Source organism: Streptomyces sp. BK208, assembly GCF_004364245.1.
Lineage (GTDB): Bacteria > Actinomycetota > Actinomycetes > Streptomycetales > Streptomycetaceae > Streptomyces.
Map to the genome: position 1 here is coordinate 614,107 of NZ_SOAV01000002.1, position 21,801 is coordinate 635,907.

The 21,801-nt window shown below is 73.4% G+C and carries 18 protein-coding genes and 3 pseudogenes; 8 read left to right on the forward strand and 13 right to left on the reverse strand.

Annotation, left to right across the window (positions count from 1 at the left end; translation table 11 throughout):
- Positions 1 to 460: 460 nt before the first annotated feature.
- Both ppdK and EV562_RS07310 read left to right on the forward strand, forming a co-directional pair.
- Positions 461 to 3,190: a pyruvate, phosphate dikinase gene (gene ppdK / locus EV562_RS07305; RefSeq protein ID WP_133885822.1), complete on the forward strand. Its 2,730-nt coding sequence runs from the start codon at positions 461 to 463 to the stop codon at positions 3,188 to 3,190.
- Between the two features lie 274 nt (positions 3,191 to 3,464).
- Positions 3,465 to 4,760 (forward strand): acyltransferase, encoded by a 1,296-nt coding sequence (locus EV562_RS07310; protein ID WP_243859984.1) that lies wholly within the window; start codon positions 3,465 to 3,467, stop codon positions 4,758 to 4,760.
- An 83-nt stretch (positions 4,761 to 4,843) separates the two neighbouring features.
- Here the strand turns inward: EV562_RS07310 and EV562_RS07315 are convergent, their stop codons facing one another.
- On the reverse strand, positions 4,844 to 5,302 hold the full coding sequence (locus EV562_RS07315; RefSeq protein WP_133885823.1) for an excalibur calcium-binding domain-containing protein: 459 nt from the start codon (positions 5,300 to 5,302) through the stop codon (positions 4,844 to 4,846).
- A 191-nt stretch (positions 5,303 to 5,493) separates the two neighbouring features.
- Here EV562_RS07315 and EV562_RS07320 point away from each other — a divergent pair, with 191 nt between their 5' ends.
- Positions 5,494 to 6,426: an oxidoreductase gene (locus EV562_RS07320; RefSeq protein ID WP_133885824.1), complete on the forward strand. Its 933-nt coding sequence runs from the start codon at positions 5,494 to 5,496 to the stop codon at positions 6,424 to 6,426.
- Positions 6,427 to 6,444: 18 nt separating this feature from the next.
- Here the strand turns inward: EV562_RS07320 and EV562_RS07325 are convergent, their stop codons facing one another.
- The 6 genes from EV562_RS07325 to EV562_RS07350 form a co-directional block, all read right to left on the reverse strand.
- A complete protein-coding gene (locus EV562_RS07325; protein ID WP_133885825.1) occupies positions 6,445 to 7,599 on the reverse strand; it encodes an alkaline phosphatase PhoX in 1,155 nt (384 codons plus the stop codon).
- A 134-nt stretch (positions 7,600 to 7,733) separates the two neighbouring features.
- The gene (locus EV562_RS07330; protein WP_133885826.1) at positions 7,734 to 8,501 is read right to left on the reverse strand and encodes a glucose 1-dehydrogenase; all 768 of its coding nucleotides are present in this window, start codon (positions 8,499 to 8,501) and stop codon (positions 7,734 to 7,736) included.
- A 114-nt stretch (positions 8,502 to 8,615) separates the two neighbouring features.
- Positions 8,616 to 9,200 carry a TetR/AcrR family transcriptional regulator gene (locus EV562_RS07335; RefSeq protein ID WP_133885827.1) on the reverse strand — a complete coding sequence of 195 codons (585 nt, stop codon included), beginning with the start codon at positions 9,198 to 9,200 and terminating at the stop codon, positions 8,616 to 8,618.
- A 62-nt stretch (positions 9,201 to 9,262) separates the two neighbouring features.
- Positions 9,263 to 9,637: a nitrite reductase small subunit NirD gene (nirD, locus tag EV562_RS07340; protein WP_166661636.1), complete on the reverse strand. Its 375-nt coding sequence runs from the start codon at positions 9,635 to 9,637 to the stop codon at positions 9,263 to 9,265.
- Positions 9,634 to 12,246 (reverse strand): nitrite reductase large subunit NirB, encoded by a 2,613-nt coding sequence (gene nirB, locus EV562_RS07345; RefSeq protein ID WP_133885828.1) that lies wholly within the window; start codon positions 12,244 to 12,246, stop codon positions 9,634 to 9,636. Before nirB ends, nirD begins: the two co-directional genes overlap by 4 nt.
- The gene (locus EV562_RS07350) at positions 12,246 to 13,520 is read right to left on the reverse strand and encodes an FAD-dependent oxidoreductase (RefSeq protein WP_133885829.1); all 1,275 of its coding nucleotides are present in this window, start codon (positions 13,518 to 13,520) and stop codon (positions 12,246 to 12,248) included. Before EV562_RS07350 ends, nirB begins: the two co-directional genes overlap by 1 nt.
- Positions 13,521 to 13,830: 310 nt before the next feature.
- Here EV562_RS07350 and EV562_RS07355 point away from each other — a divergent pair, with 310 nt between their 5' ends.
- The gene (locus EV562_RS07355) at positions 13,831 to 14,613 is read left to right on the forward strand and encodes a TSUP family transporter (protein WP_133885830.1); all 783 of its coding nucleotides are present in this window, start codon (positions 13,831 to 13,833) and stop codon (positions 14,611 to 14,613) included.
- Positions 14,614 to 14,776: 163 nt separating this feature from the next.
- On the opposite strand, the gene EV562_RS07360 is transcribed toward EV562_RS07355, so the two are convergent.
- The gene (locus EV562_RS07360) at positions 14,777 to 15,268 is read right to left on the reverse strand and encodes a hemerythrin domain-containing protein (RefSeq protein WP_133885831.1); all 492 of its coding nucleotides are present in this window, start codon (positions 15,266 to 15,268) and stop codon (positions 14,777 to 14,779) included.
- Between the two features lie 153 nt (positions 15,269 to 15,421).
- Positions 15,422 to 15,600, reverse strand: a pseudogene (locus tag EV562_RS35445) (NAD(P)-dependent oxidoreductase); the annotation flags it as partial.
- Between EV562_RS35445 and EV562_RS35850 the strand changes: the two are divergent.
- Positions 15,594 to 15,856: pseudogene (locus EV562_RS35850) on the forward strand (winged helix-turn-helix transcriptional regulator); the annotation flags it as partial. The pseudogenes EV562_RS35445 and EV562_RS35850 overlap by 7 nt on opposite strands.
- Here the strand turns inward: EV562_RS35850 and EV562_RS07370 are convergent.
- A complete protein-coding gene (locus tag EV562_RS07370) occupies positions 15,794 to 16,414 on the reverse strand; it encodes a class F sortase (RefSeq protein WP_133885832.1) in 621 nt (206 codons plus the stop codon). The pseudogene EV562_RS35850 and the gene EV562_RS07370 overlap by 63 nt on opposite strands.
- A gap of 118 nt (positions 16,415 to 16,532) precedes the next feature.
- On the reverse strand, positions 16,533 to 17,063 hold the full coding sequence (locus EV562_RS07375) for a hypothetical protein (RefSeq protein WP_133885833.1): 531 nt from the start codon (positions 17,061 to 17,063) through the stop codon (positions 16,533 to 16,535).
- 166 nt (positions 17,064 to 17,229) lie between these two features.
- On the opposite strand from EV562_RS07375, the gene EV562_RS07380 reads away from it, so the two are divergent.
- From EV562_RS07380 to EV562_RS07390, 3 genes and pseudogenes are all read left to right on the forward strand, one after another.
- A complete protein-coding gene (locus tag EV562_RS07380) occupies positions 17,230 to 17,817 on the forward strand; it encodes an NAD(P)H-dependent oxidoreductase (RefSeq protein ID WP_133885834.1) in 588 nt (195 codons plus the stop codon).
- A 107-nt stretch (positions 17,818 to 17,924) separates the two neighbouring features.
- Positions 17,925 to 18,692 carry an SDR family oxidoreductase gene (locus EV562_RS07385; protein ID WP_133885835.1) on the forward strand — a complete coding sequence of 256 codons (768 nt, stop codon included), beginning with the start codon at positions 17,925 to 17,927 and terminating at the stop codon, positions 18,690 to 18,692.
- A gap of 146 nt (positions 18,693 to 18,838) precedes the next feature.
- Positions 18,839 to 19,057 (forward strand): annotated as a pseudogene (locus EV562_RS07390) (SDR family NAD(P)-dependent oxidoreductase); the annotation flags it as partial.
- A gap of 29 nt (positions 19,058 to 19,086) precedes the next feature.
- On the opposite strand, the gene EV562_RS07395 reads toward EV562_RS07390, so the two are convergent.
- Entirely contained in the window at positions 19,087 to 20,016 is a 930-nt protein-coding gene (locus EV562_RS07395) for a LysR family transcriptional regulator (RefSeq protein ID WP_133885836.1), read from the reverse strand.
- A gap of 115 nt (positions 20,017 to 20,131) precedes the next feature.
- Positions 20,132 to 21,775, reverse strand: coding sequence for a M4 family metallopeptidase (locus EV562_RS07400; RefSeq protein WP_133885837.1), 1,644 nt, complete (start codon positions 21,773 to 21,775; stop codon positions 20,132 to 20,134).
- Between the last annotated feature and the right edge of the window lie 26 nt (positions 21,776 to 21,801).

A 21,801-nucleotide genomic window follows, 5' to 3' on the forward strand; every position in this document is an offset into this window, starting at 1 on the left:
CCCGGTGGACGGCGGGCCCCGGCGAGGGGGCCGGGACCCGCCGCACTCTCCTACGTCCCGCGCGAGCGGTCCGTTCACCGGTCCGGATGGTGAAATCCGGCTGTCTGTGGCAGCGTGATTCTCGCCACCTCTGATAGAGGCTGCGCTCAGATGAGCGGATCATGGACGATTCCACTTCTCCAAAGGGTGGCACTGAGTGCCACGCCTTGATCGTTCATCGATCGAACTCAAGCGTGGTGAATGGTGCTCAGATGAGCGGTGTGATCCGTGTTCGAGCGGGCTTGAGTTCAAGAAGTGAAAACACTGGCCATCGGTCGCTTGCCAAGCCTTGACTTTCGATCCGCTGGCGGACGAGTGGTTACGGGCGCATGACGCGCAAGTGGACGTACCCAGGTGCCTTTGATCTGGGTACATTCCTCGCCGTCAGGGCAGCCACCGCGTCCTCGAGGAGTCGAGACCCGTGTCGGAAAACAAAGATCCCCAGGTAGCGAACGCGCCGAAGTTCGTTTACGACTTCACCGAGGGCAACAAGGACCTCAAGGACCTCCTCGGCGGCAAGGGCGCCAACCTCGCCGAGATGACCAACCTGGGTCTCCCGGTCCCTCCCGGCTTCACGATCACCACCGAGGCCTGCAAGACCTACCTCGACAGCGGCGAGGAGCCGGCGGCATTGCGTGACGAGGTGAGCGCGCACCTCGACGCCCTCGAGGCGAAGATGGGCAAGAAGCTCGGCCAGGCCGACGACCCGCTCCTCGTGTCGGTGCGCTCCGGGGCCAAGTTCTCCATGCCCGGCATGATGGACACCGTCCTCAACATCGGCCTCTCCGACAAGTCGGTGCAGGGTCTGGCCAAGCAGGCCGGCGACGACCGCTTCGCCTGGGACTCCTACCGCCGCCTGATCCAGATGTTCGGCAAGACCGTCCTCGGCGTCGACGGCGAACTCTTCGAGGAGGCGCTGGAGGCGGCGAAGGCGGCCAAGAAGGTCGCGGTCGACACCGAGCTGGAGGCGGCCGACCTCAAGAAGCTCGTCACCAAGTTCAAGAAGATCGTCAAGACCGAGGCCGGCCGGGACTTCCCGCAGGACGCGCGCGAGCAGATGGACCTCGCCATCAAGGCGGTCTTCGACTCCTGGAACGGCGAGCGCGCCAAGCTCTACCGCCGCCAGGAGCGCATCCCGCACGACCTCGGCACCGCCGTCAACGTGTGCTCCATGGTCTTCGGCAACCTCGGCCCCGACTCCGGCACCGGCGTCGCCTTCACCCGCGACCCCGCCTCGGGCCACCAGGGCGTCTACGGCGACTACCTGCAGAACGCCCAGGGCGAGGACGTCGTCGCCGGCATCCGCAACACCGTCGCGCTGGCGGAGCTGGAGCAGATCGACAAGAAGTCGTACGACCAGCTGATGCAGATCATGGAGACGCTGGAGAACCACTACCTGGACCTCTGCGACATCGAGTTCACCATCGAGCGCGGCCAGCTGTGGATGCTCCAGACCCGCGTCGGCAAGCGCACCGCGGGCGCCGCCTTCCGCATCGCCACCCAGCTCGTCGACCAGGGGCTGATCGACGAGGCCGAGGCCCTCCAGCGGGTCACCGGCGCCCAGCTCGCGCAGCTGATGTTCCCCCGCTTCGACGAGGAGGCGAAGGTCGAGAAGGTCGGCCGGGGCATCGCGGCCTCGCCGGGCGCGGCGGTCGGCAAGGCGGTCTTCGACTCGTACACCGCCGTCAAGTGGTCCCGGTCCGGCGAGAAGGTCATCCTGGTGCGCCGCGAGACCAACCCCGACGACCTGGACGGCATGATCGCCGCCGAGGGCATCCTGACCTCGCGCGGCGGCAAGACCTCCCACGCGGCCGTCGTCGCGCGCGGCATGGGCAAGACCTGTGTCTGCGGCGCCGAGGAGCTGGAGGTCGACACCAAGCGCCGCCGGATGACCGTGCCCGGCGGGCACGTCGTCGAGGAGGGCGACGTGATCTCCATCGACGGTTCCTCCGGCAAGGTGTACCTCGGCGAGGTGCCGGTCGTGCCGTCGCCGGTCGTGGAGTACTTCGAGGGCCGCATGCACGCGGGCGCCGAGGACGCCGACGAGCTGGTCGAGGCCGTGCACCGGATCATGGCCTTCGCCGACCGCAAGCGCCGGCTGCGGGTGCGGGCCAACGCCGACAACGCCGAGGACGCGCTGCGCGCCCGCCGCTTCGGCGCCCAGGGCATCGGCCTGTGCCGCACCGAGCACATGTTCCTCGGCGACCGGCGCGAGCTGGTCGAGCGGCTGATCCTGGCCGACACGGAGGCCGTGCGCGAGGAGTCCCTGAAGGAGCTGCTGCCGCTGCAGAAGCAGGACTTCGTCCAGCTCTTCGAGTCGATGGACGGGCTGCCCGTCACCGTCCGCCTCCTCGACCCGCCGCTGCACGAGTTCCTGCCCGACATCACCGAGCTGTCGGTGCGCGTCGCGCTCGCCGAGTCCCGGCAGGAGCCGCACGAGAACGAACTGCGGCTGCTCCAGGCCGTGCACCGGCTGCACGAGCAGAACCCGATGCTGGGCCTGCGCGGTGTGCGCCTCGGCCTGGTCATCCCCGGCCTGTTCACCATGCAGGTCCGCGCGATCGCCGAGGCCGCGGCCGAGCGCAAGGCGGCCAAGGGCGACCCGCGCGCCGAGATCATGATCCCGCTGGTCGGCACCGTCCAGGAGCTGGAGATCGTCCGCGAGGAGGCCGACCAGGTCATCGCCGAGGTCGAGGCCGCCACCGGCACCAAGCTCAAGCTGTCGATCGGCACGATGATCGAGCTGCCGCGCGCCGCGCTGACCGCCGGCCAGATCGCCGAGGCCGCGGAGTTCTTCTCCTTCGGCACCAACGACCTGACCCAGACCGTGTGGGGCTTCAGCCGCGACGACGTCGAGGCCAGCTTCTTCACGGCCTACCTGGAGAAGGGCATCTTCGGCGTCTCCCCGTTCGAGACCATCGACAAGGACGGCGTCGGCTCCCTGGTCGCCGCCGCCGCGAAGGCCGGCCGCGCCACGCGCCCCGACCTGAAGCTCGGTGTCTGCGGCGAGCACGGCGGTGACCCGGAGTCCGTCCACTTCTTCCACGAGGTGGGCCTGGACTACGTCTCCTGCTCCCCGTTCCGGATCCCAGTGGCCCGCCTGGAGGCAGGGCGGGCGGCGTCGCGGTCGAAGGGCAGCGACCACCGGTAGACCCCCGAGGGGGCCCGAGGCCCCGGAGCCGCCGTCTGTCACCCGACCACCCTCACCGATCGGCGGCGGCTCCGGACCACGAGGGAGGGCGGCACCCGTGCGGGGGTGCCGCCCTTCGCGTGTCGCCGGCCGCCGCCCGCGGCACTTCTCGTCGGTCCGCCTTTTGTGACGCGTTCAACGGTGTGAACTCCCGTGGACTGAGCAGCAGCTAGCTGTCAGCGAAGTTGACGGGCCCTGGCGACGGACAGCGGCCGGCACCCGGAACGGTGGTTGGATGACGCAGACGGAGCACAGGGAAGCGGTCGCCACGGCCGGCCGGGACGGCAGGGGGGACAGGGCCGCGGACGCGGTGCCCAGCCCCCGCACCGGCGGGCGGGAGCGGGTCCCCGGGGCCGGGCCTCCGGTGGCCAGGAACCGGCTCGCGGCGCTGGACGGACTGCGCTTCCTCGCGGCCCTGTCCGTCGTCTTCTTCCACTTCGTCGGCCAGGTCCCCTCCACCATGGAGACCATCTGGGGCCGCCCCGTCGACACCGTATTCCCCGACGCCCACGCCTCCTTCGCCTACGGCCGGCTCGGCGTCGAACTCTTCTTCCTCATCAGCGGATTCGTCATCTGCATGAGCGCGTGGGGCCGTACGCCGCGCGACTTCTTCATCTCCCGCGTCACCCGGCTCTACCCGATGTACTGGGCGGCCGTCGCCATCACGGCCTGCGTGATCTACTTCGCCGACAACCCGTTCGGGCAGCCGCCCCCGCGCGTCATCTTCGCCAACCTGACGATGCTCCAGACGCCGCTGGGCGTCGACAACCTGGACTCCGTCTACTGGACGCTCTGGCCCGAGCTGTGCTTCTACCTCACCTTCGCGGTCGTGGTGTGGAAGGGCCTGACCTACCAGCGCGTGGTGATCTACTGCGGCCTGTGGACCGTCGCCGCGGTGCTCGCACCCAGCGCCGACATCCATCTGCTCACGCTGCTGGTGAACCCGCCGTCCGCCCCGTACTTCATCGCGGGCATGGCCTTCTACCTGATGTACCGCTACCGGCCGACGCCGCTGCTGTGGGGCATCGTCGCCATGTCGTGGCTGGTGGCGCTGCACTACCTGCTGACCCCCGACGGGGGCCGCCTCAACTGGGACTCGTGGCAGCCGGGCCGCGGCTGGCTGGTCCTGGTCATCACGGTCTTCTTCCTGCTGATCGCCGCCGTCGCCCTCGGCTGGACCAGCCGCATCCGCTGGCGCGGGCTGACCGTCGCGGGCACGCTGACCTTCCCGCTGTACCTGCTGCACGACGCCATCGGCGTCAACCTCCTGCACCGTTTCGGCGACCGGGCCGACCCCTGGGTGATGGTCGGCGCCGTCGTCGGCGCCCTGGTCGCGCTGGCGTACGTGGTGCAGCGGTTCGTCGAGCGCCCGGTGGCCCGGGCCGCGCGGCGCTGGCTCAGCAGCGCCGCCTTCAGCCTCAAGACGCCGGAGCCCCGCCCGAAGTCGCCGGAGGCCCGCCCGAGGTCCGCGGAGCCCCGTCCGAAGCCCGCGGAGGCCGGTCCGAGGAGGCCGGAGCCCCGCCGCCGTTGAGCGGACGGGCCCCGGGGAGCCATGCGCCGGGCACCGGGTGCTCCGGCCGGGCGCTCCGACCCCGGGTGCCGGCGGCCGGACGGTCAGCTTGCGCCGTCGTCCCGGCGACGGCGGGCGGCCAGCAGCAGCCCGCCGCCCGCGAGCACGACGATCCCGCCGCCCGCCGCGATGTACGGCGTGCTGTCGCCGCCGCCGGTCTCGGCGAGGTCGGTGCCCTCGTCCTGCTGCCCGTCCGCGTCCCCGCCGCCCTTCGCGCTCCCGGAGTCCTTCCCGCTCCCGGCGCCCGCCGCGTCGCCGGTGTCCCGGTCGCTCGCGGGCACGAAGCCGGCCGGCGGCTTGTCGCAGCCGACGCCGTCCCGGTCGCGGTCCAGGTGTTCGCCGTAGTGCTCGTCGCCCTTCTCGATGTTGGAGTACCCGGCGTCGTACGCCTCGGTGCAGTTCCTGAACGGGTGGGCGCCGTCGTGCGCCTGGGCGGCGGCCGGCAGGGCGGCCAGGGCCAGCGCGGCGACGGTCACGGCGGCGGGCTTGCGGAGCAGCTTCATCGAGAGTCCCGGGAATGGTGTGGATGGCGTGGATGGGCGGATATGAGATGACGAAGCTAGTGAGGTGACGAAAGCATGGTGGTCGTATGGAGGACTCGTGACGAGAACGTGACGTGACCGGACGGTAGCTCTCCGCTCAGGCCCGCGGGACGCGTACGGTGAGACGGTCCGGACCAGCGAAGGAGCCGCGGATGACCGGCTGGAACACGGGTGACATCCCCGACCTGGAGGGACGTGTCGCCGTCGTCACCGGGGCCAACGGCGGCCTCGGCCACGTGATCACCCGGGAGCTGGCCCGCAAGGGCGCGACGGTCGTCCTCGCCTGCCGCAGCGAGGCACGGGGGAGCGCGGCCGTGGAGCGCGTCCTCGGCGAGGTGCCCACCGCCGCCGTGGAGGCGGCGCGACTGGACCTCGCAGACCTGGGCTCGGTCCGGGAGTTCGCCTACGGGCTGCCGTACGAGCGGGTCGACCTGCTCGTCAACAACGCCGGGGTGATGGCGCTGGCGCACGGGACCACGGCGGACGGCTTCGAGACCCAGTTCGGCGTCAACCACCTGGGCCATTTCGCCCTCACCGGGCTGCTGCTGCCCTCCCTGCTCGCGGCGCCCGGCGCCCGGATCGTGACCGTCTCCAGCATGCTGCACGCGCTGGCCAGGGTCGATCCGCGCGACCTCAACAGCGTGCGGCGGTACGGGCGCTGGACCGCCTACGCCCGCTCGAAGTCCGCCAATCTGCTCTTCACCCACGAGCTGGCGCGCCGGCTCGCGGCACGGGAGGGCGCCTCGGACGTCCGCGCGGTCGCCGCCCACCCCGGATACGCCGGGACCGGGCTGCACACCGCCGGGCCCCGCGCCGAGGGGCGCCGGGTCACCGAGCGGCTGATGCTGCTCGGCAGCCGCGCCGTCGCCCAGTCCCCCGAGGCCGGCGCGCTGCCCGTCCTGTACGCGGCGACCGCGCCCGGTGTCCCCTCCGACTCCTTCACCGGCCCGTCCTTCGCGATGTGGCGCGGGGCGCCCGCACCGTCCTGGCGGGCGCCCTGGACCATCGACGACACGATGGGGGAGCGGCTGTGGGCCGCCTCCGAACGGCTGACGGGGGTCGTCTACGAGCCGCTGCTGCCCTGACCCGGTTCTCCGCCCGGCTCAGCCGCGGAACGGCCCGCGCACCTCGTAGGTGATCCCGCCGGACGAACTCCCGCTCGTGCCGCGCTGGCTGGAGAAGTACAGCCGGGTGCCGTCCGGCGAGAACGCGGGGCCGGTGATCTCCGAGCCGGACTGCCCGTCGACACGGAGGAACGGGGCGATCACGTCGTCCGGCGTGATCACACAGATCTCCATGTTGCCGCCGTCCTCCGCGACGAACAGGTCGCCCGAGGGCGTGCCGGTGACGTTGTCGACACCGGTCAGCGGGGCGGTGCCCGAGGTCACCAAGGAATCGTCGTAAGCGAGTTCGAGGGTTCCGGCAGACGCGTTGTACTGCCAGACGCGGTTGTCGCCTTTGGTGGTGAACCAGCAGGTGTCGTCCGCGTAGTAGCAGCCCTCGCCGCCGTTGAAGCGCTTGGCGCCCGAGACCTGGTCGCGGGTCGCGGTGGCACCGGAGGGATCGGGGACCCGCGCCCAGGTCACCGGTCCGCTGGTGGCCGAGCCCGCCACCAGCACCTCCAGCGTGCCGGAGGACAGATCGCCCCAGACCGCCGGGCGGAAGCGGTAGAAGCAACCGTCGGTGACGTCCTCCGTCAGGTACACCACCTTGCGGACGGGGTCGGCCGCCGCCGCCTCGTGCTTGAAGCGGCCCATGGCGTCCCGCCGCACCGCCGCCTTCACGCCCCACGGGTCGGTCTCGTAGACGTAGCCGCGGTCCACCTCCTCGCAGGACAGCCAGGTGTTCCACGGGGTCCGGCCGCCCGCGCAGTTCTGCCGGGTGCCGGAGAGCACGCGGTACGCCGAGGTGACGGCCCCCGTGGACGAGAAGCGCACCGCGCTCGCGCCGCCGGAGGGGTTGACCTCCGAGTTGGAGACGTAGATCCAGCCGGAGCCGTCCGCGTAGCAGGCGCCACCGTCCGGTGCGCTGTGCCAGGTGTACGACGTGCCCGCGACCTTCTGGCCGGAACGGGCGATCACCCTGCCCGTGAAGCCGGCCGGCAGGCGCAGGCCGTTGGCGTCCGCCGAGCCGAGGGCCCCGTAGGGTCCGCTGCCGGGTTGTGCGGGGGCGGCGTACGCGGCGCTGCGCCACAGGGTTCCGCCGAGGGCGGCCGAGCCGCCGACGACGGCCGTGCGCAGGAGGGTGCGACGATCCACTGCTGCCTCCGGGTGTCATGGCCCTCCCGCCGGGCGGCGGCGGGAGCGTGCGCTCACGGACCCTACGGCGGCTTGGTTGACGGTCCATGGACAACTCATGACGGGCCGGCGGCGGGTGCGGGCGGACCGTCGGCTCAGGCGGTCTGGCCGCCGTCCACCACCAGGTCCGTGCCCACCACCGACGCCGCGTCGTCCGACGCCAGGTACAGCACGGCCGCCGCGACCTCCGCCACCGCCGACACCCGGCCGAGAGGCGTCTCCCCGCGCATCCGCTCGGCCCGCCCCGCCTCCGTCTCGCCCGGCCGCAGGGACATCGAGGTGGCGGTGGCGCCGGGGCTGACTGCGTTGATGCGGACGCCGTCCCCGACGTGGTCCAGGGCGGCGCCCCGGGTGAGGGCCGAGACGGCCGCCTTGGTCGCCGCGTAGGCCGCGGCGCCCGGGCTGCGCTTGTGCGCCCCGAAGGTGGAGGCGACGTTCACGATCGTGCCGCCGCCCGGCTGGGCGCGCATCTGCCGGACCTCCGCGCGCAGCGCGAGGAACACGCCGGTGACGTTGATGTCGAGCTGTGCGTGCCAGTCCTCGTCGGCCAGGTCGGCCAGGGGTGTCCCGCCGCGGAAGACGCCCGCGTTGTTCACCGCCACGTCGAGGGAGCCGAAGTGCTCCACGGCGGCGGCCACGAGGGCGTCCACGTCGGCCGGCCGGGTGACGTCGGCGGACACGGCCAGTGCCTTGCCGCCCGCCTCCTCGATCAGGGCGGCGGTCTCGTCGAGCGGCCCCCCGGCCCGCCCGGCGACGACGACGTGCGCGCCCTCGGCGGCGAGGGCGAGCGCGACGGCCCGGCCGATGCCGGAACCGGCGCCGGTGACGAGGGCCGTCCTGCCGGTGAAGCGCTGGGTGGTCATGGAACTCCCCTTCTCCTGACCGCGGTGCCGCGGGGCCGCGGCGCCGCTTTTCTTGACCGATCGTTTCAGTATGAGGACCGGAAAACACCCCTCCGAGAGGGGTGCACCGGCGTCTCAGTCGAGCAGGGCGAGGGCCTGTTCCGCCGCGTCCCGCACCCTGGCCGGGTCCGGCGAGGCCTTCCCGACCACCCGCATGCCCTGGAGCAGGACCAGCAGCATCCGGGCGAGGGCCTGCGGGTCGCGCCCGGCGGGCAGTTCGCCCTCGGCGCGGGCCCGGGCCAGCGCCGCGTGCAGCACGGTCTCCAGCTGGTCCCAGTTGCGCTCGACGCTCCGGGCCGCGTCCGCGTCGTGCGGGGCCAGCTCGGCGGCGGTGTTGGTGACGAAACAGCCGTGCAGGCGCTGGTCGTCGGCGGTCGACTCGGCGGCGTAGCGCCGCACCAGGGACCGCACGCCGGGCAGGGCCGGGCCCGGCCGGGACAGGTCCCGCAGCAGGTCCGGAAGCAGCCCCTGCTCGTAGCGCGCCAGCGCCTTCAGGTACAGCTCGCGCTTGCTGCCGAAGGTCGCGTAGATGCTGGCGCGCCCGACGCCGAGGTGCTCGACGAGGTCGGACATCGACGTCGCCTCGTAGCCGCGCCGCCAGAACAGCTCCAGGGCTGCCCGCAGCGCGGCGTCCGGATCGAACTCCTTGGTCCTGGCCACGTCCCGTAGCCTAGACAGCTCTGGAACGATCGGTCAATAAAGGTAGGTCGGGAGACGGGGGGTCAGGCGGCCTCCACGGCCTGCACGGGATACGTCTCCACCCGCATCGTCTCGTCGTCCAGGCATGCGCCGGTCGCGAGGTCGAAGCGCTGCTTGAGCAGCGGGGAGGCGACGAACGGGCGGCCCCGGTGGGTGCCGGTCAGCCCGCGGGAGAGGACCGCGGCGCCGGTGAACGGGTCCCGGTTGTCGATGGCGTACAGCTCGCCGTCCCGGTCCCGGAACAGGGCCACCTGGCCGCCGTCCGGCAGCAGGGCCGCCACGCCGCGGCCCGGGAGCAGGGCGCCGAGGTCGCAGGCCGTGAACCAGTCGTCGGTCAGCCGGAGCCGGACCTTCAGGTCGGTCGTCCGGGGCGCCAGGGGTTCGGGTGCCAGGGTCATCGCCGGGTGCTTCCTTCCAGGAGGTCGTCTTCCGAGGGGCGCCGCAGGCCGATGTTCAGCAGCGGCAGGTCGGGCTTCATCTGGTCGCGCTCGGGGACGAAGCCCACGACCGGGTCGGGGGTGTCGGGCGCGTTCACGAAGGACACGAACCGGGCCAGCTTCTCCGGGTCGTTGACGGTCTCGGCCCACTCGTCCCGGTAGTGCGAGACGTGGGCCCGCATCAGCGACTCCAGCTCGTCGCAGATGCCGAGCGAGTCGTGCACGACCACGTCCCGTACGTGGTCCAGGCCGCCGGGGAGGCGCTCCAGCCAGGTGGAGGTGCGCTCCAGCTTGTCGGCGGTGCGGATGTAGAACATCAGGAACCGGTCGATCAGGCGGACCAGTTCGGCGTCCGAGAGGTCCTGCGCGAGGAGGTCGGCGTGGCGCGGGGTGGCGCCGCCGTTGCCGCCGACGTACAGGTTCCAGCCGTTGGAGGTGGCGATCACGCCGAAGTCCTTGGACTGGGCCTCGGCGCACTCCCGGGCGCAGCCGGAGACCGCCGACTTGAGCTTGTGCGGGGACCGCAGGCCCCGGTAGCGCAGCTCCAGGTCGATCGCCATGCGCACCGAGTCCTGGACGCCGTAGCGGCACCAGGTCTGCCCCACGCAGGACTTCACCGTGCGCAGCGACTTCCCGTACGCGTGCCCCGACTCGAAGCCGGCGTCCACCAGACGGGCCCAGATCAGCGGCAGCTGCTCGACGCGGGCGCCGAACATGTCGATGCGCTGGCCGCCGGTGATCTTCGTGTAGAGCCCGAAGTCCCGGGCGATCTCACCGATGACGATCAGCTTCTCCGGCGCGATCTCACCGCCGGGGATGCGCGGGACGACGGAGTAGGAGCCGTTGCGCTGGAGGTTGGCCAGGAAGTGGTCGTTGGTGTCCTGCAGCGCGGCCTGCTCGCCCTCCAGGACGTAGCCGCTCGCGCCGATCGCCGGTGCCAGCGAGGCGATGATCGAACCGACCGCCGGCTTGCACACCTCGCAGCCCTCACCGCCCCGCGCGCCCTCCCGGCCGTACCGGTCGAGCAGCTCCCGGTAGGAGGTGATCCGCAGGGCGCGGACGATCTCGTACAGCTCCTCGCGGGTCTGCACGAAGCAGCCGCACAGTCCCTTGTCGACCTCGACGCCGCTCGCCTCCAGCTCGGCGGTGACGAGTTGGCCGAGCACCTTGACGCAGGAGCCGCAGCCGGTGCCGGCCCTGGTGCACTTCTTCACCTCGGGCACGGTCGTGCAGGAGTGCTCCGTCACCGCGCCGCGGACGGTGCCCTTGGTGACGTTGTGGCAGGAGCAGATCACCGCGTCGTCGGGCAGCGCGGCCGGGCCCAGCTGGGCCGGGGCGCCGGCGCCGGCGGGCAGCACCAGGGACTCGGGGGAGACGGGCGGGACCGAGCCGGTGAAGGCGCGCAGGGTGCCGTACGCCTCCGCGTCGCCGACCAGGATGCCGCCGAGCAGGGTGCCGTCGCGGCCGACGACCAGCTTCTTGTACAGGCCGGCGCGGGAGTCGGAGTACACGACGTCCAGACAGTCCTCGGCGGTGCCGTGCGCGTCGCCGAAGGACGCCACGTCCACGCCGAGCAGCTTCAGCTTGGTGGACAGGTCGGCACCGGTGAAGGACGCCTCCCGGGCCGCGATGGTCGCGGCGGCCGTCTCGGCCTGCTCGTACCCGGGCGCCACCAGCCCGTAGACCCGGCCGTCGGCGGCCAGCGCGCACTCGCCGATCGCGAAGACGTGCGGGTCGGTGACGGTGCGGCACTGCTCGTCGACGCTGATGCCGCCGCGCTCGCCGACCGCGAGGCCGCAGTCCCGGGCCAGCTGGTCGCGGGGCCGCACCCCGGCGCTGAACACCACCAGTTCGGTGGCGAGTTCGGAGCCGTCGGACAGCTTCATGCCGGTGACGGCGCCGTCGTCGCCGGTGACGATCTCCTGGGTGCCGACGCCCGTGTGGACGGACAGGCCCATCTCCTCGATGGTGCGCAGCAGCGCCGCGCCGCCGCCCTCGTCGACCTGCACCGGCATCAGGCGGGGCGCGAACTCCACGATGTGCGAGGTGAGTCCGAGTCCCTTGAGCGCCCCGGCCGCCTCCAGGCCGAGCAGCCCGCCGCCGACCACGGCCCCGGTCGTCACCTTCCTCGCGTACTCCTCGATGGCCAGCAGGTCCTCGATCGTCCGGTAGACGAAGCAGCCCTCGGCGTCCTTGCCGGGCACCGGCGGGACGAACGGGTAGGAGCCGGTGGCCAGGACGAGGACGTCGTACCCGAGGACGAGCCCCGAGCGGGCGGTCACCTCGCGCGCCTCCCGGTCGACGGACTCGGCCGGGTCGCCGACGCGCAGCTCGATGCCGTGCTCCTCGATGAAGGCCATGTCGGTCATCGACAGGTCCTCGGGGGTCTTCCCCGAGAAGTACGAGGTGAGCTGGACGCGGTCGTAGGCGGGGCGCGGCTCCTCGCACAGGACGACCACGCGGTGCGTGCCGGTCAGGCCGCGCTCGGCGAGGGCCTCCAGGAAGCGCTGGCCGACCATGCCGTGGCCGACAAGCACGATCGTCGGGGGGTTCCCCGGGGTGGCGGTCATCAGGAGCCTCCGTCATGGGTGAGCAGGTGGAGCAGGGGGCCGCCGTCGGAGGGGAGCGGCTCTGCTCCCTCCCAGGCGCGCGCCAGCGCGCCGACGGTGCCGAGTTCGCCGACCAGGACCCCGCCGACCAGCCGGTCGTCGCGGACGACGACCTTGCGGTAGGTGCCCCGGGTGGCGTCCGCGAGCTGCACGACGTCGTCGCCGGGGCGGGGATCGGTCTCGCCGAACGCGGCGAGGTCGAAGGGGGTGCCCGGCCCGTCGAAGGGGCCGCCGGACCCCGGGGTCGAGGGCCCCGGAGATCCGGACCCGGCGAGGGTGAGCCGGGTCAGGGAGCGGGTGCCGAAGTAGTGCCGGGGAGCGGTGCCGTCCGACGCGAGCAGCCCGGCCAGCACGCCGGCCTGCTCCAGGGCGGGCGCGGCCAGCCCGTACACGCGTCCCGCGTGCTCGGCGCAGTCGCCGACGGCACGGATGTGCGGGTCCGAGGTGCGCAGCTCGTCGTCGACGAGGACGCCCTTGCCGACGTCGAGCCCCGCCTCCCGGGCCAGCCCGGTCCTCGGCCGGACCCCGCAGGCGAGCACGACGAGGTCGGCGCCGAGGGCGTAGCCGTCGCCCATCTCCACGGAGCGCACCGCCCCGCCGACACTGCGCACGTCCCGCACCCGGCACTCGGTGTGCACCTCGACGCCGAGTCCCTCCAGGTGGCGCCGCACGAGCGCGGAGGCCGCCGGGTCGAGCTGCCGCTCCATCAGCCGTTCGGACTGCTGGGCCAGGACGACCTGCGCGCCGCGCACGGCCAGCGCACGGGCGGCGGACACCCCGAGGAGCCCGCCCCCGATCACCACGGCCCGCGCCCCGGGCCGTACCGCCTTCGACAACCCGAGGCAGTCGTCCATGGTCCGGAACGCGTGCACGCCCTCGGGCAGCTCGTGGTCCGGGGTGAACAGACCGCGCAGGGGCGGCAGCACGGCGTTGGAGCCGGTGGCCAGGACCAGCGTGTCGTACGCGATCACGGACCCGTCGGCGCACCGCACGGTCCGCCCGGCCCGGTCGATGCCGGTGACCCGGCCGCGCAGCAGCCCGGCGGGGGCCGGGAGGGCGATCACTTCGGGGCTGTACCGTCCGGCCAGCACCTCCGCGAGCAGCACCCGGTTGTACGGGCGGTGCTCCTCGTCGCCGACCAGCAGCGCGGGCGTGCCCAGCTCACCGAGCCGCCGGGCGAGCGTCACGCCCGCCAGTCCGGCGCCGATCACCACCACACGCGTTTTCGAGGTCATGGCATCGAGAGTGCGGGGCGGGTGTTACCCGGCCGCATCCCTTCTGTTTCCCACGGGGAACGCTGCCCTCAGCGGGCGCGGGCGGCCCGTGTGAGGGCCCCGGGAGCCCGCGCCGCCCGCCTGCCGCGATCCCGGCGCGGGCCTGCCGTCACCCCGGCGCGGACCTGCCGTCACCCCGGCGCGGGCCTGCCGCGGTCCCGGCGCGGGCCTGCCGTCACCCCGCCGCGGACCTGCCGTCACCCCGCCGCGAAGCTCAGAAGTCCCTCATCTCGATGGACGCCACATCCATCCCGTCCCTAGGGTCACGATCATGCCCGACATATCGCTGACCACCGTCGTCCTGCTGTGCCTCGCCGCGCTCGCGGCCGGCTGGATCGACGCCGTGGTCGGCGGCGGCGGCCTGCTGCTCCTGCCCGCACTGCTGCTCGGCCTGCCCTCCGGCACCCCGGCCGCGCACGCGCTGGGCACCAACAAGGCGGTCGCCATCGTCGGCACCACGGGCGCGGCGGTGACCTACGCCCGCAAGGCCCCGGTCGACGTGCGCACCGCCGTACGCATCGGTCTGGCGGCGCTGGCCGGATCGTCGGGCGGGGCGTTCTTCGCGGCGGGGATGAGCACGGAGGTCCTCAAGCCCGTCATCATGGTCGTCCTCCTGGCGGTCGCGGCCTTCGTCATCCTGCGCCCCGCCTTCGGCACCGCGCCGGCCACCGGCCCGGCCACCCGCCGCCGGGTTCTCGCGGCGATCGGCCTCGCGGGTCTCGGCATCGGCTTCTACGACGGCCTCGTCGGCCCCGGCACCGGCACCTTCCTGGTCCTGGCCCTCACGGCCCTGCTCCACCTGGACCTGGTGACGGCGTCGGCCACCGCCAAGATCGTCAACTGCTGCACCAACGCGGGCGCCCTCGCCACCTTCGCCTGGCAGGGCGCGGTGCTGTGGCAGCTGGCCGTCCTGATGGCCGTCTTCAACCTGGCCGGCGGCATGTTCGGCGCCCACACGGCCCTCAAGAAGGGCAGCGGATTCGTCCGCGTCGTCCTGCTGACGGTGGTCTTCGCCCTGGTGGCGAACCTGGCGTACGAACAGTGGGTGGCCTAGGGGGTGTCGTTCGGCTCCGGCCGGCTCCGGCCGGCGGTCCCTGTCGGCGACCGCGGCAGGATCCAAACGACACCCCCTGGCCGCGGGCCCGGCCCCGGAGTGCGCCGGGGACCGGGGATCCGCCGGGGACCGCGGACTCGCCGGGGACCGGCTCGCGGCGGGATCAGGACCGGACGATGCGGCGCACGTTGTCGATGTCGCCGCAGCCGTCCTTGAGCAGGCGCTCGCGTTCCTCCCAGAAGGCCGCGCCCAGCTCCTCCCGCCGCTCGGCGGCGACGTTCTCGCGCGCCCCGTTGAGGATGGTGCGCTCCTCCTCGTCGGCGTGGTGGGTGACGGCCTCCACCAGCTCCTCCAGCTTCGAGTCCCACTCCTCGGAGCCGACCTCCTCGACCTCCAGGAGGGCGAGCAGCGCCTCGTTGCCCTCCTCGTGCTCGTGCTCGCCGTGCTCGACCTCGTCGTCGTCGATGTTCTTGTACCGCTTGAGCGCCGGGTAGACCTTGGCCTCCTCGGCCTCCGCGTGCGCGATCAGCAGGTCGGCGAACTCCCGCAGGGCGGCCGCGCGGTCGGCCTCGACGCTGCGCATCAGACGGAAGAGGTCCTCCATCTTCCGGTGGTCCCGGAGGATGAGTTCGACAACGTCCCGGGTTTCGGCCATGACTGGACACCGTTCTCTCATGAAGTCGACGTGCGAGCACCGGATACCCCGAACCGCCCCGTCGCAACGGCCCCGGACGTGGGAAAGCCGTGCGGTTCCCGGACCGGCGGGTCGCCGTCGTCCCCCGCCTCCGGGACGAGCCCCCTTCCCGCGCCGCAGGTCCAGCAGCTCCACCGCGCCGGTCGTCCCCTCCTCCCCGTGCCCCTCGGCCAGCCGGCGCCCGGCAGCTCCGTGTACGGCGCCGGCAGCTCGGCGCTCACCCCCTGTTCCTCGGCGGTGCGCAGCAGGGTCGGGTCGCCGGCCACCTGCATCGCGAGGCCGGAGACTGCGCCGGGAGCTGCCCGGCGTGACCGAGAAGTGCTCGCCGCGCTGCTGCGGGAGCCGGAGGCCGACGGCATCGTGCACCGCGAGGTGTACGACGAGGTGCCGCCGCGTGTCGAGTACTCGCTCACCGCCCGGGGCGTCGCCCTCGACGAGGCGCCGGCGCCGCTCGGGGCCTGGGGGAGGGCCGACGTGCCGGCCGGCTCAGCGGCTGCCCGTCAGGTGAGCGAAGACGACCACGTTGCCCTGGTAGCCGGTACCGCGTGAGTAGGGGCCGCCGCAGGTGATGACGCGCAGCTCGGGGCGGTCGGCGGCGCCGTAGACCTTCTCGTCGGGGAAGGCGTCGGCGGCGTACACCTCCACCGCGTCCACCGTGAACACCGCGACGCCCCCGTCCCGGCGGTCGACCTCGATCTCCGCGCCCTTCTCCAGGGCGCCGAGGCGGTAGAAGACGGCGGGGCCCTCGGCGTTGTCGACGTGGCCCGCCACGACCGCGGTGCCCGTCTCGCCGGGGGTGGTGCCGGCCTCGTACCAGCCGGCCAGGTTCTTCCTGTCCGCGGGCGGCACGTCCAGGCTGCCCGCCCCGGTCAGTCCCAGGCCCGTCAGCGGGGCGTCCACGCCGATCGCGGGGATGCGGACGCGGTCGGGCGGGGACGGCGGCATCGCGGGGGCCGCGGCACCCCGGTCGGTGCCTGCGGTGCGGGCCTGCGCGGCCGACGGCTGGGGCGGGGCGTCGGTGCGGGCGCCGCCGAGCAGCAGCCACGCCCCGGAGCCGAGAGCGACCGCGGTGACCGCGGCTATCGCGGTGTCCTTGACCCTGCGCATGACGTCCCTCTTCCTCGGGTCCTGAAAGGCCCCCCGCCCCCTCCGGGCCGCGAGGGGCGTCGGACCCGGAGGGGGCGGGGAAGTGCGGTACCGGCGGACGGGCAGCGGAGGGTGCCCGTCAGATCCCGTCGCCTCTCGCCCGGCGATGCAGGAGCCAGGTACCGCCCGCGGCGGCGACGGCGAGAGCCGCCACGCCGGCCGCGGTCTGCACGGGGTCGGGGCCGAGAGCGCCGCCGACCCCCGTCTTCACGCTTCCTCTGGGGTACACCCGCCCGGTGGCCGACGTCAGCGTGACCACCAGGTCACCCGTCACCCGCCGTTCGTCGCCCGCACAGGTCGCGACGATCTCGTACGTCCCCGGCTGCGCGCTCGGCGGCACCTCGAAGCGGCCGGTCGTCTCGCCGTCGCCGGTGTCCGGCGCCAGCGGGAACGTGCCCGCGCCGACCGCGCCCGCGTCTCCCGCCGCCGCGCCGCCCGCCCCGCACGCCGCCGTCACGACGGCCTGTTCACCCGGCACGACCGAGGACGGATACACCGTCAGACCACCGGTGGCGACGGCTTCCTCGGCGTACACCGGGACCGCGGTGGTCAGACCGACGGCCGCGACGGCGAGCGCGGTACCGGTCAGCAGGCGGGCGGTACGTCGCATCGGTGCTGCTCCTTTGAGCTGTTCGGTGGCCCGGCCCTACCGAGGAAATCGGCCCCGCGCCCGGCCCGCTCCCCGAGCGGGTGTGAACGGGTGACGGTGCGTCCGAACGGGCCCGGCGGCGGCCCGGCTTGACCTCAAGCAAGATTGAGGTACCAGGGTCTCCGGCATGGACACCACGACCGCGCCCCTGCGCGTGACCCTGCTCGTCGGCAGCAACCGCCACGGCCGCTTCGGCACCGTCGTCGCCGACTGGCTCCTGGACCACCTCCACGACCGCGACGACCTCGTCCCCGAGGTGGTGGACGTCGCCGCGACCGACCTGCCCACGACCTTCGCCCCGACGCCGGAGGCGACCGCCGCGCTGGCGGAGACCACCCCGAAACTGGCGGGCGCGGACGCGTTCGTCGTGCTGACCCCCGAGTACAACCACTCGTTCCCGGCGGGGCTGAAGAACGTCATCGACTGGCACTTCGGCGAGTGGCGGGCCAAGCCCGTCGGCCTGGTCTCCTACGGCGGCCTGGCAGGCGGCCTGCGCGCCGCGGAGCACCTGCGCCAGGTCTTCGCCGAACTGCACGCCGTCACCGTCCGGGACACCGTCTCCTTCCACAACGCGGGCGCGGCCTTCGACGACGAGGGCAGGCTCACGGACCCGTCCGGCCCGGACGCGGCGGCCAGGACGATGCTCGACCAGCTGGTGTGGTGGGGGCGTGCCCTGCGGGAGGCGAAGGAGAGGCGGCCGTACGGCGGCTCGTGAGGCATAGGGGCTTCCTATGGCTCCTGCTGCAATTCCGTCTTTGCCTCCGGTCATTTCCCGGATCTACCGTGAGTGCGTCGTCACGAGATTCCGGAAAGGCCAGTGGAATGACCACGAACGAAAACGCGTCGGGAAACAGGGAACTCGCGGGAAAGCGCGCCCTCGTCACGGGCGGCACGCGTGGAATCGGAGCGGCCGTGGTGCGTCGGCTCCTGGAGGCCGGCGCCGAGGTGATCACCACCGCCAGGTCGGCCACGGGCACGGCGCCGGACGGTGCCGCCTTCGTGCGGGCGGACGTACGGACCCGGGCCGGGGCGGAGGCGCTCGCCACGGCCGCGCAGGAACTGCTCGGCGGGGTGGACGTCCTGGTCCACAACGCGGGCGGGGCGCGGCCGCACCGGGACGGCCTGGCCATCCCCGACGACGAGTGGCGGGACGCGCTGGACCTGAACCTCCTCGCGGCGGTCCGGCTCGACGCGCTGCTGGCGCCGGGCATGCGGGGACGCGGCTCGGGGGCGATCGTGCACGTCTCGTCGGCGGCGGTCGTCCCCCCGGTGCCCCCGTTCCTGCACTACCAGGCGGCCAAGGCGGCGCTGGAGACCTACAGCAGGGGGCTGGCCTCGGCGCTGGCGCCCTCGGGTGTGCGGGTCAACACGGTGAGCCCCGGCCGGACCGCCACCCCGGGCGGCGAGGAGACCCGGGAGCACTGGGCGGGCCTGGACGCCGGGGCGGGGCCGGTGGCCGCCCCGCCGCTGGGCCGCGACGGCCGGCCCGAGGACGTGGCCGAGGCGGTGCTGTTCCTCGTGTCCGGCCGGGCGGGCTGGGTGACCGGGACCAACCTCGTCGTGGACGGCGGGGAATTTCCCAGGGGATGACGTCCGCGACGCATGGCGCGGAATTCGGAATTCTCGAACGGTGAGGAGGCCGGAAATGCGGCGAGCGGAAGAAATGCGGCCAGGGAGGTCGGAATACGGCCAGGGGACAGGAAATGGCGGTGGTAAGTGAAAGGGAGTACCCGGGGATGCGTGCGTACAGCGGCAGGACCGCCGTGATCACGGGCGGCGGCAGCGGCGTCGATTTCGCGACGGCGAGGACTCCGGTGGACGGCGGGGCCCGCGTGGTGATCACCGGGCGTTCCCGGGCCACGCTCGACGCGGCCCGCGAGCGGCTCGGCGCGAACGCGGTGGCGGTGCGGGGCGACGTGGCGTCGCTGACCGACCTGGACACCCTGGCCGACCGGGCCGCCGCTTTCCTCGCCTTCGAGGCCACCTACCCGACCGGTGCCGAGCTGGTCGCGGACGGCGGCGCCACCCAGCTCTGAGCGGACCTGTACCAGGTCTCCTGGCGCAGGAACTCAAGGAGAGCCGTCTCGGCCGGGCCCGCGCCGGGCCGGACGGCGGCCACCACGGGCTGGGAGACGGCCGGGGACACCGGGCGCACGAGGTGCTCGTGACCGGGAGGCACCGCGGAGGCCGGAACGAACGTCACTCCGAGGCCGTGGGCGGCCCAGCGCACCGCCGTCGCCGTCTGCGAGACGCGGGCGACCGTGGTCGGGGCGAGCCCGTTGTCCCGCAGGACGTCCACCAGTGCGCCGTCGAGCGCGCTGGCGGGATCGAACCGCACCCACGGCTCCCGCTCCAGCTCCCGCAGCCCGACGCGGTCCGCGGCGAGCAGCGGGTGCCCGGCGGCCAGCACCACGACGAACTCCTCGTCGCCGAGGTGGTGGCCGTCGTACAGGCCCTCCTCGCACGGCCCCGCCATGAGGGCGAGGTCCAGCACGCCCCCGCGGGCCAGCCGTTCCAGCTCGGTCGGGTTCGGTTCCTCGAAGACGGTGACCTCCAGGCGCGGGAAGCGGTGGCGCAGCGCGCTCAGGGCGCCCGGCAGCTGCCGCGTGCCCAGGCCCATCTGCACGGCGACCACCAGCTCGCCGGTCAGCTCACCGGCACCGGCCCGCGCCGTCGCCCGCGCCCGGCGCGCCGCGTTCACCGCGACCTCCGCCTCCCGCAGGAAGGCCCGGCCGGCCACGGTGGGCACGAGACCGGTCGGCGTGCGGGAGAACAGCTCCACGCCGAGGTCCCGCTCCAGACCGCGGATCTGCTGGGACACCGAGGGCTGGGCGACGCGCAGCGCCTCCGCCGCCGCCGTGACCGAGCCCTGCTCGGCGACGGCCAGGGCGTACTCGAACTGACGCAGGCTCATCGGCTCAGGTCCCCTCGCTGCGGCGGACCGCGGGCCGTGACCGGGCCCGCGGTCCGCACCGTGGTGGTCTTCCGCCAGCGTAGGCGAGCCCGGCCGCCTCCGGCCGGGGCCGCCGTCAGCCCACGTCCACCGCGCTCCAGGCCGCGCCGACCGCGGCGTACTCGGCGCTGTCGGTGCCGTACAGGTCGCCGGCCGCTTCCAGGGTGGCGGTGCGGGCGCCCGCGTAGTCCGTCGACGAGGTCATGTGGACCGTCAGGGCCCGGTACCAGATGGCACCGAGCTTGTCCCGGCCGATCCCGGCGACCGTGGAGCCGTCGCAGGTGGGGGAGGAGTAGGCCACGCCGCCCACGGTCCGCGCGCCGCTGCCCTCGGCCAGCAGGTAGGCGAAGTGGTTGGCGACGCCGGAGGAGTAGTGGACGTCCAGGTCGCCCAGCGAGGTGTCCCAGCAGTCGGCCGAACTGCCGTCCCTGCTGGGCCTGTCCATGTACCGCAGCGCCTCGCGGCCGAAGCCGTCGCGCACCACCTTCTCGCCGATCAGGTAGTCCCCGGGGTCGGCGGAGTTGTCCGCGTGCCATTCCACGAGCGTGCCGAAGATGTCGGAGGTCGCCTCGTTCAGGCCGCCGGACTCCCCCGAGTACGTCAGCGCCGCCGTCTTCGACGTCACCCCGTGCGACATCTCGTGCCCGGCGACGTCCAGCGAGACCAGCGGCCCCATGGTCGTCCCGTCACCGTCCCCGTACGTCATGCAGAAACAGGTGTCGTCCCAGAAGGCGTTGTTGTACCGGGTGCCGTAGTGCACGCGGTTGTACGAGCCCTTGCCGTCGCCCGCGATGCCGTCGCGCCCGTGGACGTCCCGGTAGTAGTCCCAGGTGGCGTCCGTGCCGTACTGCGCGTCCACCGCGGCCGAGGCGCGGTCGTCCGGGGCGCCCGTGCCCCAGTGGTTGTCGGCGTCGGTGTACAGCGTCGCGGGCGCCCGCACCAGGCAGACGGTGAGGATGCACAGGTCCGTTTTGTTGGCCGCGTCGCCGGTGTACGTGCCGCCGCGCGTCGCGTCCTCGAGCCGGTACGAGGACCCGGACCGCGTCGTCTCCAGCGGCACCGTGCCCCCGTACAGCGACGCCCCGTCGCCGGACGCCGACTCGACGGTGTCCCAGGCGTCGATGCGCGCGCCCGTGCCCGCGTCGGTCAGGACGGTGCGGGCGACCGGGTTGCCGAGGGAGTCGAGCGCCGCCGCGTCGGTCCGCCAGGCCAGCTTCGGGGCGCCGTGCAGGGCGTCGACGACCAGCTCCGGCTCGGTGGTGAGCCGCTTCAGCAGCTCGCCCGGGTTGGCGGCGCGCAGCGCGCTCGCGGCCAGGTCGGCGGCCTCGGGGGCCGGCAGCTCCGGGGTGACGCCGGGCAGGGTTATGAGCGTCCCGGTCGCGCGGTCGGCGTCGCGGAAGGCGCCGTCGGGAGCGAGGTGGACGACGAAGTCACCGCCCAGGACGGGGAGTCCGCGGTAGGTGCGGTCGTAGCGGACGTGCTGGGTGCCGTCCTCGTCGACGACGACGTCGCGGACCTCGGTGTCCTGCGCGTCCGTCAGGCCCAGCGCGTCGGCGTGCTCCAGCAGGGCCGCCGCGGCGTGGTCCAGGGCGGCGGCGCGGGTCGGGCGGTCGGCGGCCGTGGCGCCGGGGGCGAGGGCGGCGACCAGGAGGGTCGCGGTGGTGGCGGCGGTACCGGCCATGGCGAGACGGGAACCTCTGACGTGCCGTATTCGGCTCATCGGACACCTTCGGGGCGTGTGGGGGT

Excerpts from the sequence above, each read along its gene's own strand:
- EV562_RS07310 (WP_243859984.1), top strand. The coding sequence starts at position 3,465 with ATGACGCAGACGGAGCACAGGGAAGCGGTCGCCACGGCCGGCCGGGAC.
- EV562_RS07315 (WP_133885823.1), bottom strand. The coding sequence starts at position 5,302 with ATGAAGCTGCTCCGCAAGCCCGCCGCCGTGACCGTCGCCGCGCTGGCC.
- EV562_RS07320 (WP_133885824.1), top strand. The coding sequence starts at position 5,494 with ATGACCGGCTGGAACACGGGTGACATCCCCGACCTGGAGGGACGTGTC.
- EV562_RS07330 (WP_133885826.1), bottom strand. The coding sequence starts at position 8,501 with ATGACCACCCAGCGCTTCACCGGCAGGACGGCCCTCGTCACCGGCGCC.
- nirD (WP_166661636.1), bottom strand. The coding sequence starts at position 9,637 with ATGACCCTGGCACCCGAACCCCTGGCGCCCCGGACGACCGACCTGAAG.
- nirB (WP_133885828.1), bottom strand. The coding sequence starts at position 12,246 with ATGACCGCCACCCCGGGGAACCCCCCGACGATCGTGCTTGTCGGCCAC.
- EV562_RS07350 (WP_133885829.1), bottom strand. The coding sequence starts at position 13,520 with ATGACCTCGAAAACGCGTGTGGTGGTGATCGGCGCCGGACTGGCGGGC.
- EV562_RS07355 (WP_133885830.1), top strand. The coding sequence starts at position 13,831 with ATGCCCGACATATCGCTGACCACCGTCGTCCTGCTGTGCCTCGCCGCG.
- EV562_RS07360 (WP_133885831.1), bottom strand. The coding sequence starts at position 15,268 with ATGGCCGAAACCCGGGACGTTGTCGAACTCATCCTCCGGGACCACCGG.
- EV562_RS07370 (WP_133885832.1), bottom strand. The coding sequence starts at position 16,414 with ATGCGCAGGGTCAAGGACACCGCGATAGCCGCGGTCACCGCGGTCGCT.
- EV562_RS07375 (WP_133885833.1), bottom strand. The coding sequence starts at position 17,063 with ATGCGACGTACCGCCCGCCTGCTGACCGGTACCGCGCTCGCCGTCGCG.
- EV562_RS07380 (WP_133885834.1), top strand. The coding sequence starts at position 17,230 with ATGGACACCACGACCGCGCCCCTGCGCGTGACCCTGCTCGTCGGCAGC.
- EV562_RS07385 (WP_133885835.1), top strand. The coding sequence starts at position 17,925 with ATGACCACGAACGAAAACGCGTCGGGAAACAGGGAACTCGCGGGAAAG.
- EV562_RS07395 (WP_133885836.1), bottom strand. The coding sequence starts at position 20,016 with ATGAGCCTGCGTCAGTTCGAGTACGCCCTGGCCGTCGCCGAGCAGGGC.
- EV562_RS07400 (WP_133885837.1), bottom strand. The coding sequence starts at position 21,775 with ATGAGCCGAATACGGCACGTCAGAGGTTCCCGTCTCGCCATGGCCGGT.